The 14,452-nt window shown below is 63.4% G+C and carries 15 protein-coding genes and 1 pseudogene; 5 read left to right on the top strand and 11 right to left on the bottom strand.

Translation table 11 applies throughout. From position 1 onward, the window contains the following. Nucleotides 1-11 precede the first annotated feature (11 nt). The 3 genes from CH296_RS07090 to CH296_RS07080 all read right to left on the bottom strand — a co-directional run bounded on the left by CH296_RS07090 (nucleotide 12) and on the right by CH296_RS07080 (nucleotide 2,924). On the bottom strand, nucleotides 12-797 hold the full coding sequence (locus CH296_RS07090) for an SDR family oxidoreductase (protein WP_256980370.1): 786 nt from the start codon (nucleotides 795-797) through the stop codon (nucleotides 12-14). Then, nucleotides 794-1,774 (bottom strand): NmrA family NAD(P)-binding protein, encoded by a 981-nt coding sequence (locus tag CH296_RS07085; protein WP_094684369.1) that lies wholly within the window; start codon nucleotides 1,772-1,774, stop codon nucleotides 794-796. Before CH296_RS07085 ends, CH296_RS07090 begins: the two co-directional genes overlap by 4 nt. A 172-nt stretch (nucleotides 1,775-1,946) precedes the next feature. Further along, nucleotides 1,947-2,924 (bottom strand): bile acid:sodium symporter family protein, encoded by a 978-nt coding sequence (locus CH296_RS07080; RefSeq protein ID WP_094684368.1) that lies wholly within the window; start codon nucleotides 2,922-2,924, stop codon nucleotides 1,947-1,949. 224 nt (nucleotides 2,925-3,148) lie between these two features. Between CH296_RS07080 and CH296_RS07075 the strand changes: the two are divergent. Further along, nucleotides 3,149-3,397: pseudogene (locus tag CH296_RS07075) on the top strand (VOC family protein); the annotation flags it as partial. 7 nt (nucleotides 3,398-3,404) lie between these two features. Here CH296_RS07075 and CH296_RS07070 read toward each other — a convergent pair. Beyond that, a complete protein-coding gene (locus CH296_RS07070) occupies nucleotides 3,405-3,887 on the bottom strand; it encodes a hypothetical protein (RefSeq protein ID WP_256980369.1) in 483 nt (160 codons plus the stop codon). Between the two features lie 27 nt (nucleotides 3,888-3,914). Then, the gene (locus CH296_RS07065; RefSeq protein WP_094684367.1) at nucleotides 3,915-4,595 is read right to left on the bottom strand and encodes a FadR/GntR family transcriptional regulator; all 681 of its coding nucleotides are present in this window, start codon (nucleotides 4,593-4,595) and stop codon (nucleotides 3,915-3,917) included. A gap of 177 nt (nucleotides 4,596-4,772) precedes the next feature. Between CH296_RS07065 and CH296_RS07060 the strand changes: the two genes are divergently transcribed. Beyond that, nucleotides 4,773-6,533: a 2-isopropylmalate synthase gene (locus CH296_RS07060; RefSeq protein WP_094684366.1), complete on the top strand. Its 1,761-nt coding sequence runs from the start codon at nucleotides 4,773-4,775 to the stop codon at nucleotides 6,531-6,533. On the opposite strand, the gene CH296_RS07055 is transcribed toward CH296_RS07060, so the two are convergent. Further along, a complete protein-coding gene (locus CH296_RS07055; protein ID WP_094684365.1) occupies nucleotides 6,530-6,973 on the bottom strand; it encodes a VOC family protein in 444 nt (147 codons plus the stop codon). The genes CH296_RS07060 and CH296_RS07055 overlap by 4 nt on opposite strands. Before the next feature lie 125 nt (nucleotides 6,974-7,098). Between CH296_RS07055 and CH296_RS07050 the strand changes: the two genes are divergently transcribed. After that, nucleotides 7,099-7,506 carry a hypothetical protein gene (locus tag CH296_RS07050; protein ID WP_094683444.1) on the top strand — a complete coding sequence of 136 codons (408 nt, stop codon included), beginning with the start codon at nucleotides 7,099-7,101 and terminating at the stop codon, nucleotides 7,504-7,506. Between the two features lie 2 nt (nucleotides 7,507-7,508). Here CH296_RS07050 and CH296_RS07045 read toward each other — a convergent pair whose 3' ends face one another. The 5 genes from CH296_RS07045 to CH296_RS07025 all read right to left on the bottom strand — a co-directional run bounded on the left by CH296_RS07045 (nucleotide 7,509) and on the right by CH296_RS07025 (nucleotide 12,067). Next, nucleotides 7,509-8,294, bottom strand: coding sequence for a hypothetical protein (locus CH296_RS07045; protein ID WP_094684364.1), 786 nt, complete (start codon nucleotides 8,292-8,294; stop codon nucleotides 7,509-7,511). A gap of 85 nt (nucleotides 8,295-8,379) precedes the next feature. Continuing rightward, a complete protein-coding gene (locus CH296_RS07040; protein WP_094683526.1) occupies nucleotides 8,380-8,664 on the bottom strand; it encodes a hypothetical protein in 285 nt (94 codons plus the stop codon). A 74-nt stretch (nucleotides 8,665-8,738) separates the two neighbouring features. After that, the gene (locus CH296_RS07035; protein ID WP_094684363.1) at nucleotides 8,739-9,893 is read right to left on the bottom strand and encodes an NAD(P)/FAD-dependent oxidoreductase; all 1,155 of its coding nucleotides are present in this window, start codon (nucleotides 9,891-9,893) and stop codon (nucleotides 8,739-8,741) included. Between the two features lie 92 nt (nucleotides 9,894-9,985). Then, complete coding sequence (locus CH296_RS07030; RefSeq protein ID WP_094657572.1) at nucleotides 9,986-10,648, bottom strand: TetR/AcrR family transcriptional regulator; 663 nt, start codon at nucleotides 10,646-10,648, stop codon at nucleotides 9,986-9,988. 72 nt (nucleotides 10,649-10,720) lie between these two features. Further along, on the bottom strand, nucleotides 10,721-12,067 hold the full coding sequence (locus tag CH296_RS07025) for a 2-hydroxycarboxylate transporter family protein (RefSeq protein WP_256980368.1): 1,347 nt from the start codon (nucleotides 12,065-12,067) through the stop codon (nucleotides 10,721-10,723). A 168-nt stretch (nucleotides 12,068-12,235) separates the two neighbouring features. Between CH296_RS07025 and CH296_RS07020 the strand changes: the two genes are divergently transcribed. Then, the gene (locus tag CH296_RS07020) at nucleotides 12,236-13,480 is read left to right on the top strand and encodes a CaiB/BaiF CoA-transferase family protein (RefSeq protein ID WP_045197130.1); all 1,245 of its coding nucleotides are present in this window, start codon (nucleotides 12,236-12,238) and stop codon (nucleotides 13,478-13,480) included. Continuing rightward, nucleotides 13,480-14,424 carry a pyruvate carboxyltransferase gene (locus tag CH296_RS07015; protein ID WP_094645999.1) on the top strand — a complete coding sequence of 315 codons (945 nt, stop codon included), beginning with the start codon at nucleotides 13,480-13,482 and terminating at the stop codon, nucleotides 14,422-14,424. The genes CH296_RS07020 and CH296_RS07015 overlap by 1 nt, the downstream gene beginning before the upstream one ends. Nucleotides 14,425-14,452: the final 28 nt, after the last annotated feature.

The following is a 14,452-nucleotide window of genomic DNA, read 5'->3' as shown; positions in this document are numbered from 1 at the left end:
TCGGAACCGTACTAGTGAAGCATGCGCGCGAGGGCGGGCAACAGAATTCGCGCGGGGACCAGACCCGCCGCGATGGCCTGAACAGTATTTCGTCGGCCCGAGATCACCTGCGGCGGAGACCTTCTGGCGTCGAGTGCGCGCATGGCAGTGTCCACGACTTCGTTCGGTGTTTGGTAGGTACCGGTCGCTGCGGCGGAGTCTCCGATGACATCGAAGAATTCGGTGCGGGTCGGCCCGGGATTGAGTGCGAACACCCTGACTCCGTTCTTGGCAGACTCGTACCACAGGGACTGGCTGAAGCTCAGAACGAATGCTTTGGCGGCCGCATACACCGCGAGCGACGGAACGGGCTGGAACGCAGTCGTGCTGGCCACGTTGACGATGGTCCCGTCCCTGCGGTCGATCATGTCCGGCAGGAACGCCGAACAGATGTCGACGACCGCGCGGATGTCTACGGCGACGAGGCGCTCGAAGTCGTCGGCATCGCCGTCCGCGAACGGTCCCTGTACGGCGAACCCTGCATTGTTGACGACGAGATCGATCCGCTCGGGCACCAGCTCGCGCAGTCGGCGTCCGCTCGACTTTTCCGACAGGTCCCAGACCACTGTGCGGCAACGGATTCCGTGCTTCTGCTCGAGCTCCTCCGCTAGAGCGGTCAGTCGCTCTTCTCGTCGTGCGACGAGTACGAGATCGGATCCTCGTGCCGCCAGCGCTCGGGCGAATTCGGCACCGATTCCGGAACTCGCGCCGGTGACCAACGACCGGCCGGGACGGTAGTGGGGCCCTCGGCGCATCATCGGTCCGACCGCCCGAGCTCAGCGGCCGAACGCCGTGCGAACTGTTCGTACGATGTGGGAGCACGGCCGAGCAGCGTCGGAAGAACCTTCAGGTCTCCTGCCGGTAGGCCGTAGCCGTCGTAGTGGGTCATCATCGTTCGGTACGCCGTGCGTGCGTCGGCGGGCCAGTTCTTCATGTCACGCGGGTTGGACGCAGCCTTGGCACCACGAACGAGGTGGCCGATGGATTTCAGTTTGGTCGAGACCAACGCATGTCCGATGACCGGGGCAAGCGCAGGCAGCACCGTCAGTGAGTTCGTCAGCGACGACGGCGGGATCCGAAGGGCAGTCACCTTGTGGCCGAGCACATCGGACCAGATCTCTGCCATCTCGTGACGCGTGAGTTCCACGGTGGACAGGTCGTAGACGCGACCTTTGTGCGGCGATGGGTCGATCAGGATGTTCGCGGCGGCTTCGGCCACGTCGGCTACGTCGACAACGCCCATGACGCTGTCCGGTGAAACCGGGTAGGGCATCACTCCGGCCTGCAGAAATTCCCACACTTCCAAGTAGTTCTGCATGTAGTGCGACGGCCTGAGCACCGTGGTGGGAATTCCGCTGTCTCGCAGCATCCCTTCGGCGATGTCCTTCTGGTGATGGTGCGTCAGTTGGTGCAGGTTCGGATGGATCACGGAATGAAAAACTATGTGCTGCAATCCGCTTGCCGGTCCCACTGCGATCAGGTGATCGATGATCGGCTTCTCGTCGATGATCTGCGTCGGTGCAGCGTGGTAGAGGGCGTCGGTCCCTGCCAGGGCGGTATGGAGCGTGTCCTGAGATCGGAGATCACCCACGACGATCTCGGTGGCTCCGTCCCCGCGGGTGGTCTCGGCTTGCGTCGTGTTCTTGACCACCGCCCGGACCGGCACGTTCTGCGCAGCGAGCTGTCGAACGAGCAAGCGTCCGACACCACCCGCGGCGCTGGTCACTGTGATCATGGGGCCTCCTCGACGTCGAGCTCGGCGGACACTGAGCGTAATGCATATATTGCATAATGAATGCAGATAACGCAAGGACGGTGCGGAGCAGAACCGAAAAATCCGGTGCAGCCGACCGCGCTCAGCGCGGTCAGCTGCACCGGATTCTGTGTCGAAATCCAGCGTGCGGGTTCTACTCGGTCGTCGTACGTGTCGACTCCGGCGTGAGCTCGGCCGGCCGCGGTTCGATCGATCGCCTGGACCAGTAGCTGGCCAGAAGTGAGCCGGAGACGTTGTGCCACACGGAGAAGATGGCCGCGGGCAGAGCCGCCGCGGGGCTGAAATGGACCGACGCGAGTGCTGCGGCCAGGCCGGAGTTCTGCATACCCACCTCGATGCTGATCGCGCGTCGGCTGGCGACATCGAGTCCGCACGCCTTGCCGATGCCGTACCCCACCGCGAGTCCGAGCGAATTGTGCAGAACCACGGCCACGACGATGAGAGCGCCGATGGACAGCAAAGTCGGGGCGCTGGCGGCCACCACGAGGACGACAACGGCGGTGATTCCGGCGACGGAAATGAGCGGCAGGGCGTCGAGCATGCGGTCGATGATCGCCGGAAACAGCAGGCGCAGAACAACTCCGAGTACGACGGGTACCAGCACGATCTGCAGGATCGAGACGAACAGTCCACCGGCGTCGACCGGCAGGTATTCACCGGCGAGCCAGAGCACCAGCAGTGGCGTGAGTATCGGTGCGAGCAGGGTGGACACCGAGGTCATCGCCACCGACAGTGCGGTATCGCCCTTGGCCAGATAGACCATCACGTTGGATGCGGTACCGCCCGGTGCGGAGCCGACCAACACCATGCCTGCGGTCAGTGCCGCCGACAGTCCGAGCGCGTTGGCAATACCGAGTCCGAGGAGCGGCATCGCGATGAACTGCGCGGCGACCCCGAGCAACAGTGCCCACGGTCGCCGGGCGACGACAGCGAAGTCGGAGAGCCGCAACGTCATTCCCATGCCGAGCATGATGATCGACAGCAGCCACGGAACGGCCGGTGTGCCGCCGCTGAACGTGTCGGGAGTGATCAGGGCCAGCGCTCCTGCGGCCACGACGATCAGGGCGAACCACTTGCCGGTGAATTCGCTGACGGTCTTCAGCTGGGGCATGTGGAGACTCCAAAGGTGGTTGGACGCGGCGTCGGGAAGTCTAGCTCTTTCGCTGAGCTCACTGTTCCGGGTTGTGTTCCTCCCGCAGTTTGCGACCCTGCTCCACGGCTTGCGCATCCTTCTCGTCGTTCTTGTCCGACCGTCGGGATCTGCCGCGGTTGGCGCGGGATCGGTAGCGTGTTCGGCCATCGAGGTCGCATACCCGGGCAATTCCGATGAGAACAGAGGCGTTCGGAGGGTCGCAGCCGACCATCATCCTCAGTCGTAACGAGAATCCCGAAAAGGCGAAGCCTCGCTTGCATATCGACGTCAGCGCAACCGATCGGGATCAGGACGCCGAATTGGAACGACTTCTCGCGCTCGGCGCACGACGAGTGGACATCGGTCAGACCGGCCAGGAGTCGTGGCACGTGCTCGCCGATCCCGAAGGTAACGAATTCTGTTTGCTGCGAACACGACTCAGCCCTGTGTGAAAACTCCTCAGGGAAGGCAGAGAGATCCGATATCGGCCACCACGGTGTTGTCGTGCGGATCTATCCATCGCGCAACGTTCGAGTGGGCGGACGGCTTCAGTAAGTGCTTGCCGTGGCTCGGCCACTGCACGAATTCGTATCCGGCCAACTCCGTTTGTACCGTCTCGGCCACCCATACGGCGGCGTCGGGGTAGGTCGAATCCATCGACATACCGTCGCCTCGGCCGAAACCTCCGATGCCCTTGGCTCCGGCCCACCCGATTATCACGCAGTATTGGGGGGTGATCTCGAACTCCCATACGAGTGGGCGCAGGTTGACTTCACGCCCGAACCGCAGGCACTCCAGGTCCCGTGCCACGGCCTCGAGCGCGCGTGACCACGCAACAGGTGGCTCGAACGCTGGATTGCCTTCAGGGCCAATTGTCCCCGCGTACATGGGTAGTCGCCACACCAAGCTGTCGCTCCGCATGTAGTCCCATCCCGGATACACCTTGTTCCTCCCTTACCTGCCGGCCCGTTACATCGACGGATTCATCGACTCCGACAACTCCAGCAGGTGCGCGCGTGTGAGGACGTGAGCTTTTTGTGAATCGCGGGCCCCGATTGCCTCGACGACGTCTGCGTGCGTGTCGTGGTCGGCCTTGTCGCCGAACGATCCGGCCATTCGCAACATGTCGATCATGGCGTCGCGGAGACGTGGTGCCATGGAGTCGAAGAGTCCGAGCAGAATGTCGTTGTGTGACGCGACCACGATGGAGCGGTGAAAAGCCATGTCCGCGTTCACCAGATCGACTGCGTCGCTGCGAGCGGTGTTGCGCGTTTCGAGTGAGCTGCGAATGGTGTCGAGATCGGTGGGGGTGCGTCTGATTGCGGCGAGGGCGGCGGCCTCACCTTCGATCGCGAGGCGGGCTTCGAGGACTGCGGTGATGTGAACCCGCTGCAGAACTCGGTCCCATTCCGTCCGTGCCTCGTCGAGTGATTCGACGAAGACTCCGGAGCCCTGCCGGGTGACGAGGATTCCGCGCCCCGCCAGTTGTCTGATGGCCTCGCGCATCGTCGATCTACCGACGTCGAACATGGGGGCAAGGGTGGTTTCACCTGGCAGTTTGGTGCCGATCGGCCACTCGCCGGACTGAATTCGTGCAAGCAGAAGTTCGGCGGCCTGATCGGCCAAGGATGTTCGGCGTATCGCGGTCACACTGGAACACTACTCCTCAGCTTGTCTGAGGAGTAGTGATACATTGCTCGCATGCGCACATTCACGGGCCTTCTCCTTATCGGCCACGACGGGGCATAGCCAGGACCGGCAACCCCGTCGTGGAGTCCGATGCCTGCCGGTTCGTCTCACCGTCCGATCAGAACAGGTACCTCCACCATGTCTGCATTTCCCACCCTGTCCACTCCCGCTGGTCCCGTCCCCTCCGGTGCGCCCACCTGGAATCGGCAGCGGCGCTCCCAGATGCCGTCACATCGTTACCGTGACGTCTACTCGAAGGTCGACATTCCGCTTACGGAACGTCAATGGCCGGACCGACGGCTGACCGAGGCACCGCTGTGGGTACCTGTCGATCTCCGCGACGGTAACCAAGCGCTTCCCGAGCCGATGGATCCTGCCCGCAAGAAGCAGTTCTTCGAGTTGATGGTTGCCATGGGCTACAAGGAAATCGAAGTCGGCTATCCGTCGGCCTCGCAAACCGATTTCGATTTCGTGCGACTGCTTGCCCACACCGATCTCGCACCCGACGACGTCACCGTGGTGGTCTTCACCCCGGCTCGACGCGACCTGATCGAGCGAACGGTGGAGTCGATTCGCGGCATCACCAACGACGTCGTGATCCACATGTACACCGCCACTGCTCCGACGTGGCGTGAGGTGGTACTCGGCCGCGAGGCCAACGAGCTTCGCTCACTGATACTTTCGGGTGCGGCCGACGTTCTCGAACTTGCCGGCGACCTGCCCAACGTGCGGTTCGAGTTCTCACCCGAGGTCTTCAATCTCACCGAACCCGACTATGTTCTCGACGTCTGCGATGCAGTCACGACTGCGTGGGACGCTACGCAGCAGCGGCCGGTCATCCTGAATCTGCCTGCCACCGTGGAAGTGGCGACACCGAATGTCTATGCAGACCAGATCGAGTACATGAACAACAACCTTGCGCGTCGAGACAGCGTGATCCTCTCGGTCCATCCGCACAACGACCGCGGCACGGGCATTGCCTGCGCCGAGCTGGCAGTTCTGGCCGGTGCGCAACGAGTGGAGGGTTGTGTGTTCGGCAACGGCGAACGCACCGGAAACGTCGATATCGCCACTCTCGCACTCAATTTGCATGCACAGGGTATCGATCCCATGATCGACTTCTCCGACATCGACCAGATTCGCCGCACCGTCGAATACTGCAACCAACTCGAGATCCATCCTCGGCACCCGTATGTGGGCGATCTGGTGCACACCGCCTTCAGTGGTACGCACCAGGACGCCATCAGGAAGGGTTTCGCCGAGCACCGCACGCGAGCGGTGAGCGAAGGTCGCTCCGAGGACGAGATCGAATGGCGGGTGCCATATCTGCCGATCGACCCCAACGACATCGGTCGCTCGTACGACGCTGTCATTCGAGTGAACTCGCAATCGGGCAAGGGAGGAATCGCCTATCTTCTGGAAACCGGCTACGGCATCGAACTCCCGCGTCGCCTTCAGATCGACCTCGCCCGGCACGTGCAGAACCGCACCGATTCGATCGGTACCGAACTGTCGGCCGAGCAGCTCTGGGACATCTTCAGGGCGGAGTACATCGATATCGGCGATGCAGATGTGACGCTGATCGGCTTCGACTCTCACGATGACAACGGTTCCGCCGACACCTGCGTCACGCTGAAGATCGACGGGACGTCCTACAGCACGTCACACAGGGGCGTCGGGCCGGTCGAGGCACTCGTCGACGCGTTGGCCGCGCATGGCCGTCACGTGGAGATTCTCGGTCTGACCCAGACCAGTGTGCGGGCCGGCAACGACAGCGATGCCGTCACGATGCTCGAATATCGCACTGCCGCAGGCTCCGGATGGGCGGCCGGTATCGATCGCTCCGTCCTGTCTGCCACCCTCGACGCGGTTGTTCGAGCTGCCAACGCGGTGACTTAGCTTTCGGGAGTCGAAAGCGATTGGGCGAACATCAGAAGAATGTCGCTCGGCCCGCGGAGGTAGGTGAGCTTGTAGATGCCCTCGTAATCGGCCACGCCTCGCAGGGGAAAGTAACCGTGGCGAGCTGCAATCGCCAGAGCGGCGTCGATGTCGTCGACCGAGAACGCGATGCGGTGCATGCCGATCTCGTTGGGCAGCGTCGGCGTCGTCTCGACGGCGTCGGGGTGGATGTACTCGAACAGCTCGATACGGCCGAGGCCGTCCGGGGTCTGCAGCACTGCGATCTTGGCGTGGTTGCCGTCGAGACCGACGGCGGTGTCCGCCCACTCACCGCTGACCGTGTCGCGGCCGAGGACCGTGAGGCCGAGCTCGGTGAAGAAGTCGATCGTGGCTTCGATGTCGCGGACGGCGATGCCGACGTTTTCGAGCTTGATGCTCATGCGTCGAGTCTCGCATAGTGCTTTCTCGGATAGAACAAGACCGAGCGGCCTCCTTCTGGCAGGATCAACAGCTACGCCGGGGTGCGGCGGCCACGACCGAAGGACGACCAACTCATGACGCGACCGTGAACAAGCTCTCGACGGTGGCATTGCTGATCGTGCTCGGTGCAGCCGGGATGTTCAACGGACTGTCCTTGACCTCCGACCCCAGTGGGCGGTCGCTCGGGTTGAACGTCGGAATGCTCCCTTCGTGGCACACCTGGGACTACCGCGTATCCGGGTTGTTCGTGCTGTTCTTTCTCGGCCTCGGGCCGTTGATCTGCGTGGCCGCGGTGCTCGTCGATGCGTCCGAAGCGGCGGTGTACGTCGCGTGTGTGGGACTGGTGACCATCGGGTGGGTGGTGTGGCAGCTCGTCGTACTCGACATCTACGCTCCCCTCGCCCACATTCCCCTCACCCTGTTGGGGGTCGCGTTGATCGTCCTCGCACTCGGCCAATTCCGTGCCCGTGCCCGCGATCGCAGCCGGCAATAGAGTCAGAAACCGACCGCGCCGAGCAGGGCTGCTCCAGGATCGACGACGGCAACGACGGCCGCAATGAACAGCAGCGCCATCGCGATCGTCATCACTGCACCGAGTGATCCGAGGATGACGAACATCCGACGGTGAGCACCGTCCGACGACCGGTGGCGTCGGTAGGCGATGACGGTTCCGGTACCGACGACCGCGATCACGACGGCGGTAGCGACGATCACCGCCCAGTTGTAGTGCTCGACCTGTGTGAGCAACTCGAGCAGAGGCGGCCTGGTGTCTCCGCTCTGCACGCCGTTCTCGATCAGAGACTGCGCCGCTCGCCCGTCCGCGTTGTCAGCGGAGAGCATCGGAAGCAGGGCGATCACGGGTGCGACCGTCGACTGGATGTTGAGCACAGTCAGAAACACCGAAAACAACGACAGCACAGTCGTAGTGGCCGCAGCGACCATGTAACCTGCGCCTGCCGTCAGAGATCGCCGCCACAGAGTCGCCGCGAGCAGACCCAGAACCACGGTCAGCAGCACCGAGATGACGATCTTGATCGCGTGCCACTCGAACCAGTAGTTCACCATCTCCGCCAAGCCGGGCGGATAGGTGCGGACGCCGCTGCCCCAGTACTCGACCAAGCCGCGGCCGAGCAGCTCACTCATGACGGATCGATCCTGGAACTGCGGATAGCGTCCGCGTAGCAACGCAGCTGGGCCGAGTACGAACGCGGCCACCAACGCCGCCCCGCCGCATGCCAATACGACGATCGGCCAGCGACTTCGGTTGACGGACTTACTCATCGGACGACTCACGGGAAGAGTCAATCACCGGGTACTCGACTGCGCATCCATCTACAGGACTACATCTGACCGACGAGGTACCAGCTCAGGAGTCGACGTCCGGTCGGCGGCCGCGACGGACTCTGGCAACAGTCACCCCAGCCAGGATCACCCCGGCAACAGTGAGGAAGTCGGATTCGGTCAACCCTCTGTCCGCGTCGACCACGTACAACACTGCGCCTTCGATGGGGGCGTTGAAGAACAACCACAGGATGGAGGCAACACCCAGTGATATCGCTGCGAGCCACGAGGGCTTGGCGAGACTCCATGCGGCAGAGGCGAACACTGCGTTCATCAGAACGAGGGCATGGAACGGATCGGTAGTCGGCACCGGTACATCATGACCGACATGGAGGCGGTCGGGTCCCACCCTCGCACTCGACATCGCGGCGGACAGCGAATGCGCTACTGCGCGAGGCGATCACCGGAGCTGCCGGTGGTGACGCCGGTGATCAGGTCGATCAGCCCGAACGGTGATCGTTCCCCGAGACACAGGTCGAGCGTTTCGTGTGCCTGGACGGCCACCGCTTCACTGCGGGTGAACATGGCCTTCTCGAAGACCGACAGAGCTGTGTCGAGGTCGCCGCGGTGATCGGCGATCGCGCGAGCGAGTTCGGCACCGTCGAACATCGCCAGATTCGCGCCGTCGCCGGATGGCGGCATCAGGTGTGCGGCGTCGCCCAGGAGTGTCACTCCGGATGTGTGATCCCAGTGGTGGTCGTTGGGCAGCGTGAAGATCCTGCGGGGAACCAGCGCGGTCTCCCCGTCGGTGATCAACGCCGTCAATTCCGTTGCCCACCCGTCGAACTCGGCTGCGATCGTTGCTTTGGCGGAAGCGGCGTCGGAGAAATCGATCGAGTCGAGCCACTCGGGGCTGCGGTTGAGCTGAACGTAGGTGTGCAGGATGCCGCCGACCTCTCGGTGCACGGTGATTCCCTTACCCGGGCTGACGGCGAACATTGCACCACCACCGACTGCCCGGGCGGTGGCGGGGTGACGCGCATCGACGTCGTGCAGGTAGGTCTCGATGAAGACCGTGCCCACATATTCGGGCACGGCGGCGGAGAGCAGAGATCGGACTCGTGACCACGCGCCGTCGGCGCCGACGAGTAGATCACTGACCGTGGTTGTTCCGTTCTCGAACTCGATGTCGTGTTGCCCATTGCCCAGCGGGCGCACGGAGGCGAGCTTGTGGCCCCACTGAACGGTGTCGGCGGGCATTGAGTCGAGCAGAATGCGTCGCAGGTCGCCGCGCAGCACCTCCGGTCGACCCCCGGTGCCGTCGTCGGATTCGTCGAACAGAGCCTCGCCGTTCGGGCGTAGTACGCGAGTCGCTTCGCCTCCCTCGTGAATGATGGCCCGAAACTGCTCGGTGAGCCCGGCTGCGGCCAGGGCGACTTGCCCGTCCCCCTCGTGGATGTCGAGCTGCCCGCCCTGGGTGCGCACGTCAGGCGTGGCGTCGGCCTCGTACACCGTGGCGGCGATTCCGTGCACGTGCAGAACCCGTGCCAGCACCAGGCCGCCGAGGCCTGCACCGATGATCGAGATGGATGAACCCATGACTGTCTCCGCTCGTTGTTGGAACGCTGTTCCAACCAAGAATGGAACACTGTTCCAAGCCTGTCAAGCGGGGGTGTCGGCTGGCGTTCGGTTCAACCTCGGTCGATGCCGGCCAGGACGATGTCGATTCCGGCCTGGAACTGCTCGCGGTCGTCGTGGCTTGCGAACTGCGACGCGATCCGAGTCAGGAACGGATAGTCGCCGGTGTCCGTCACTGCTGTGCGCGTGGAGTCGAGAAATGCCGCACGGTCCGTCACCGTGGCGGCCAGTTCCCTCCCGGCATCGCGCTGACTCGCAACCCCGATAGCGTGGTACAGAAGGACGGATGCGGCGTCGAACTGCGCATCGTTCGGAACTCCGCGTGCGTCGAGTTCGGTTCCGATGCGGTCGAACAGATGCAGGACGGCCGGCTGCCACGGAGCGGCGGCGAGTTGCGTTGCCACCCATGGACGAGTGGTGATCACGTCGAACACTCTCATCATCAGGCCGCGAACATCATGTTCTGCCGCACCGTTCTCGGACGATGATTCGAAGGCCGATGCCATGACGGTTTCGGCCGCCGCCGCGAGCAGATCGTCTCTGTTGCCGAGGTGGTGGTACAGCGCTCCGGGGCCTGTCGACAAACGTGCGGCCAGAGTGCGGAACGTCAAAGCCTCGGTTCCGCCCTCATCGAGCATCTCGATCGCCACCGTCACGATGCGCTCTTTCGACAGAGCATCCGAACGTCGAGCTGATGTCGGCTTCGTGTTCGTCATGGCCAGATCCTGCCACAACTGGAACGTTGTTCCATACTGCTCGGCATCGGCGGGTGGGTGCCAGGTCACGCGTCACAGCACGAGAGGCCCCAGGATCGACAGAGTCAACACCACCAGTCCGCCACCGATGCGTGACGAGATGGACAGGAAGGGAAGCAGTTCCAGTCGATTCGCGGCACCCAGTACGGCCAGGTCGCCGCTCGAGCCGAAGTCGGCCAGACCGAGTCCGCCCGAGATGGCCGATTCGATGAAGTGCAGATGTACCAGCCATCCCACGAATCCGGCGGCGAACAGGGCGACGAAAACGACTGCGATGGTGGAGAACATGTACACGGGATCGTTGAGCAGGGTCAGCACCTGCTTGAAGTCGATCGCCACGATGCTCACTGCCACCAGGATGGCCGGGATGAAGGCGCTTGCGACGAGTTTGTACCAGATGTCCGCACCCTGAACCAGGAAGTCCGGGATGGGCAGGAAGATCTTCGCGATGGCGCACAACACGATCAGGAAGACGTAGCTGTGGATCGAGGGGAGGTAGAACGACATGGCCTCGGCGATCATGAACAGCATTCCGGCAGTGAACAATCCGATGATGGAGCTGCGAACGGCGTCTGCCGAGGACACTGCTCTGCCCACCGGCACGATCATCTTCGACTTCGTGACGGCAAGTTCGCCGTTGCCGTTGAAGCGGGGGAACAGGTTCGGCTTTCGCCTGCCGAGCCACGCCAGCGCACCCGCCACGACGATGCAGACGGTGTTGGCCACGACGACTGCGGGCACGAGCATCGACAGGTAGTCGGTCGAGGCTCCGCCGGTGTTCTGCGCGATGATCTCGGAGATCGGAATGGCCCCTGCCGCAACGCCTCCACCGAGAACTGGCCCGACGACGTAGAACAACATCTTGCCGAGTCCGTATCCGGTGAGATACCCGATGAATCCGAACAGAGCGAAACACACCGCGATGGTGGCCGCGATCGGCACGATGATGCGCGAACCCGCCTTGATCAGCAGTGAGCGGTCCATTCCGAGGATGCTGCCGACTATCAATGCGGCGACGACGAATTCACCGAACGCCGACAGGGTGTAGAAGTCGTCGATCGCCGTAGCGGTGCGCTCGGGCATCAGGTTGTAGCTGAACAGCACGGCCGGAACCAGGATGGCGAGGATGACGCCACCGCCGATGCGGTTGAACCACGGGATCGCGTTACCGATCACCATCAGCAGGCCGCCGAGGGCCATCGTGGTGGTGAAGCCCGCCGTCATTCCCTTCGCGGGGGTGAACAGGTACGCCAGCACGATGATCGCCAGCGCCATGGGTACGAACCAGCGCATCGGCAAACCGAGGGTCGAATTCATGTCCGACGCGCGTTCACCGTCCTGGGTGTCGACTTCGGATTCGGTCGGGCGGGTTGACGTCAACGAACTCTCCTGAAATCTCGGTGCGCGATGAGGGGATCGGGCTGCCGCAACGGTATGTGTTGCGGATCACTACGTCAACCTGATTGTATGCAAAAGAACACCGATTGCTGGTAGAATTGGGCCAGAGCCTGGAACGAAACATTGATTGCATGCAATAGAGGAGAAGCTGTGACTGTCGACGATCGAGCCACGGATGAGACGAGTACACCTCGGCCGGCGTCAACCGGCCCCCTCGAGGGCCTGCGCGTCATCGAGATGGGTCAGCTGATCGCCGGGCCGTTCTGCGGGCAGATTCTCGGCGATCTCGGTGCCGAGGTGATCAAGCTCGAGCAGCCGGGAACCGGAGACCCATTGCGTGAATGGGGTCGGACGCGTCCGCAGGGCGAATCGCTGTGGTGGTCGGTCGTCGGTCGCAACAAGAAATCGGTGACGGTCGACCTGCGCACCCCCGAGGGGCAGGGCATCGCGCGGACGTTGATCTCGCGGTCCGACATCGTCGTCGAGAATTTTCGCCCGGGAACCTTGGAGCGGTGGGGGATGGACTACGACACGCTCTCGGCCGACAACCCGGGTCTGGTGCTGGCTCGGGTCTCGGGATTCGGTCAGAGCGGCCCGTACTCCTCGCGCGCCGGCTACGGCTCCATCGGTGAGGCGATGGGCGGACTGCGCTACGTGGTGGGAGATCCCTCGACGCCGCCGTCACGGGTCGGAATCTCGATCGGTGACACCCTGGCTGCGGTGTTCGCCGCCATCGGGACACTCGGTGCGGTGTACGAACGAACCCGCAGTGGCCGTGGACAAGTGGTGGATTCGGCCATCTACGAGGCCGTACTCGGCATCATGGAATCGATTGTGCCGGAGTGGGTCATCTCGGGCTATCAGCGCGAACGCAGCGGTGCCATTCTGCCGAATGTCGCGCCCAGCAACGTCTACCCCACCGCGGACGGCGGATGGGTCCTGATCGCAGCCAACCAGAACACGGTGTTCGCACGTCTCGCCGAGGCGATGGGTATGCCGGAGTTGGCCACCGACCCGCAGTTCAGCACGCACGGTGCGCGTGGCGAGCGGCAGGAACAGCTCGACGCGATGGTCGGGAAGTTCACCATCGAGCACGACGCGCGTGCACTCGAAGAGCTGCTGCTCGCGCATTCGGTTCCGGTCGGCAAGATCTACCGACCCGAGGACATGTTGGGCGACGAGCAGTTCATCGCCCGCAAGTCCATCATCACCACCCCGCATCCGACCCTGGGCGAGGTGCCGATGCAGAACACGTTCCCCCGGCTCAGTCGTACCGACGGGTCGGTGCGCTGGCCCGGCCCGAAGCTCAGCGAGCACACCGACGAAATCCTCAGCACCGTCGGCGAATTCACGCGCGAGGCCATCGACGGCTTCCGTGCCGCGGGGACCATCTGATGGTGTTCGACGGGTTGCCCACGAGCGCGAGATTGGTCGAGGTCGGCCTACGAGACGGTCTGCAGGCGGTATCGCAGTTCGTGGACACCGACCACAAACTCGAGCTGCTGCACGGAATCGTCGATTCCGGTGTGACCACCGTCGAGATCACGTCCTTCGCGCACCCGAAAGTGTTGCCGCAGTTCAGCGATGCCGAACGCATCATCGAGCAGGCACCGCGACGAGACGGCGTCCACTACAAGGCGCTGGTACCCAATGTTCGCGGCGCACAACGGGCCTGCGACACGCAGATCGAGGAGATCGTCGCGATCATCCCGGTCGATCGCGAGATGGCCGCGAAGAACCAGAATTCGACGCCCGAGCAGTTGCTGCACGATTTCACTGCGATCGTCGACCAGGGGCATCGCTCGGGAAAGAAAGTCAGCGCGGCGGTGGCGACCGCCTTCTTCGCTCCGTGCCGCGGCGCGGTCGACGCTGCCCAGCTCGATGCGGTGATCGAGCGCGTGGTCGATGCCGGAGCGGACTCCTTGTACCTGGCGGGCACGAGCGGGGTGGAAACTCCCAACGAGTTCTACGACGGTGTTCGACGCGTCAAGGGCCGTCACCCCGGGATCCCGGTGGGGGTTCATCTGCACAACCGCAACGGCTTCGGCACCGTCAACGCGTTGGCGAGCCTGTCTGCGGGAGCGGATTGGATCGAGGCGTCCTTCGGGGGCCTCGGCGGAGACATGTGGTTTCCCGGCGACCCGTCCGTTCTGGGCAACGTCCCGATGGAGGACGTGGTGGCGCTGTTGGATTCGCTCGGGATCGAGACGGGCATCGACCTCGATGCCTATCTGGCAATGGTGCGGGCCGGTGAGAGGTTCACCGGAACGCCGTCGTACTCGTTCGTCTCCCGAGGTGGCACCAGGCAACAGCTCGCTGATGCACAATGGCCCGTGTGAGAACACCTCCGACGGCCGGGCACACACA

Origin of the sequence: Rhodococcus sp. 14-2496-1d (genome assembly GCF_002259365.1) — a bacterium.
Classification (GTDB): Bacteria; Actinomycetota; Actinomycetes; order Mycobacteriales; family Mycobacteriaceae; genus Rhodococcoides.
The sequence above is the reverse complement of the archived record's forward strand: the minus strand, read 5'-3'. Positions and strand labels throughout refer to the sequence as shown.

What these genes read in the sequence shown, in the direction of transcription:
- CH296_RS07060 (WP_094684366.1), top strand. Translation starts at nt 4,773, where the DNA reads ATGTCTGCATTTCCCACCCTGTCCACTCCCGCTGGTCCCGTCCCCTCC.
- CH296_RS07090 (WP_256980370.1), bottom strand. Translation starts at nt 797, where the DNA reads ATGATGCGCCGAGGGCCCCACTACCGTCCCGGCCGGTCGTTGGTCACC.
- CH296_RS07055 (WP_094684365.1), bottom strand. Translation starts at nt 6,973, where the DNA reads ATGAGCATCAAGCTCGAAAACGTCGGCATCGCCGTCCGCGACATCGAA.
- CH296_RS07085 (WP_094684369.1), bottom strand. Translation starts at nt 1,774, where the DNA reads ATGATCACAGTGACCAGCGCCGCGGGTGGTGTCGGACGCTTGCTCGTT.
- CH296_RS07035 (WP_094684363.1), bottom strand. Translation starts at nt 9,893, where the DNA reads ATGGGTTCATCCATCTCGATCATCGGTGCAGGCCTCGGCGGCCTGGTG.
- CH296_RS07080 (WP_094684368.1), bottom strand. Translation starts at nt 2,924, where the DNA reads ATGCCCCAGCTGAAGACCGTCAGCGAATTCACCGGCAAGTGGTTCGCC.
- CH296_RS07015 (WP_094645999.1), top strand. Translation starts at nt 13,480, where the DNA reads ATGGTGTTCGACGGGTTGCCCACGAGCGCGAGATTGGTCGAGGTCGGC.
- CH296_RS07045 (WP_094684364.1), bottom strand. Translation starts at nt 8,294, where the DNA reads ATGAGTAAGTCCGTCAACCGAAGTCGCTGGCCGATCGTCGTATTGGCA.
- CH296_RS07030 (WP_094657572.1), bottom strand. Translation starts at nt 10,648, where the DNA reads ATGACGAACACGAAGCCGACATCAGCTCGACGTTCGGATGCTCTGTCG.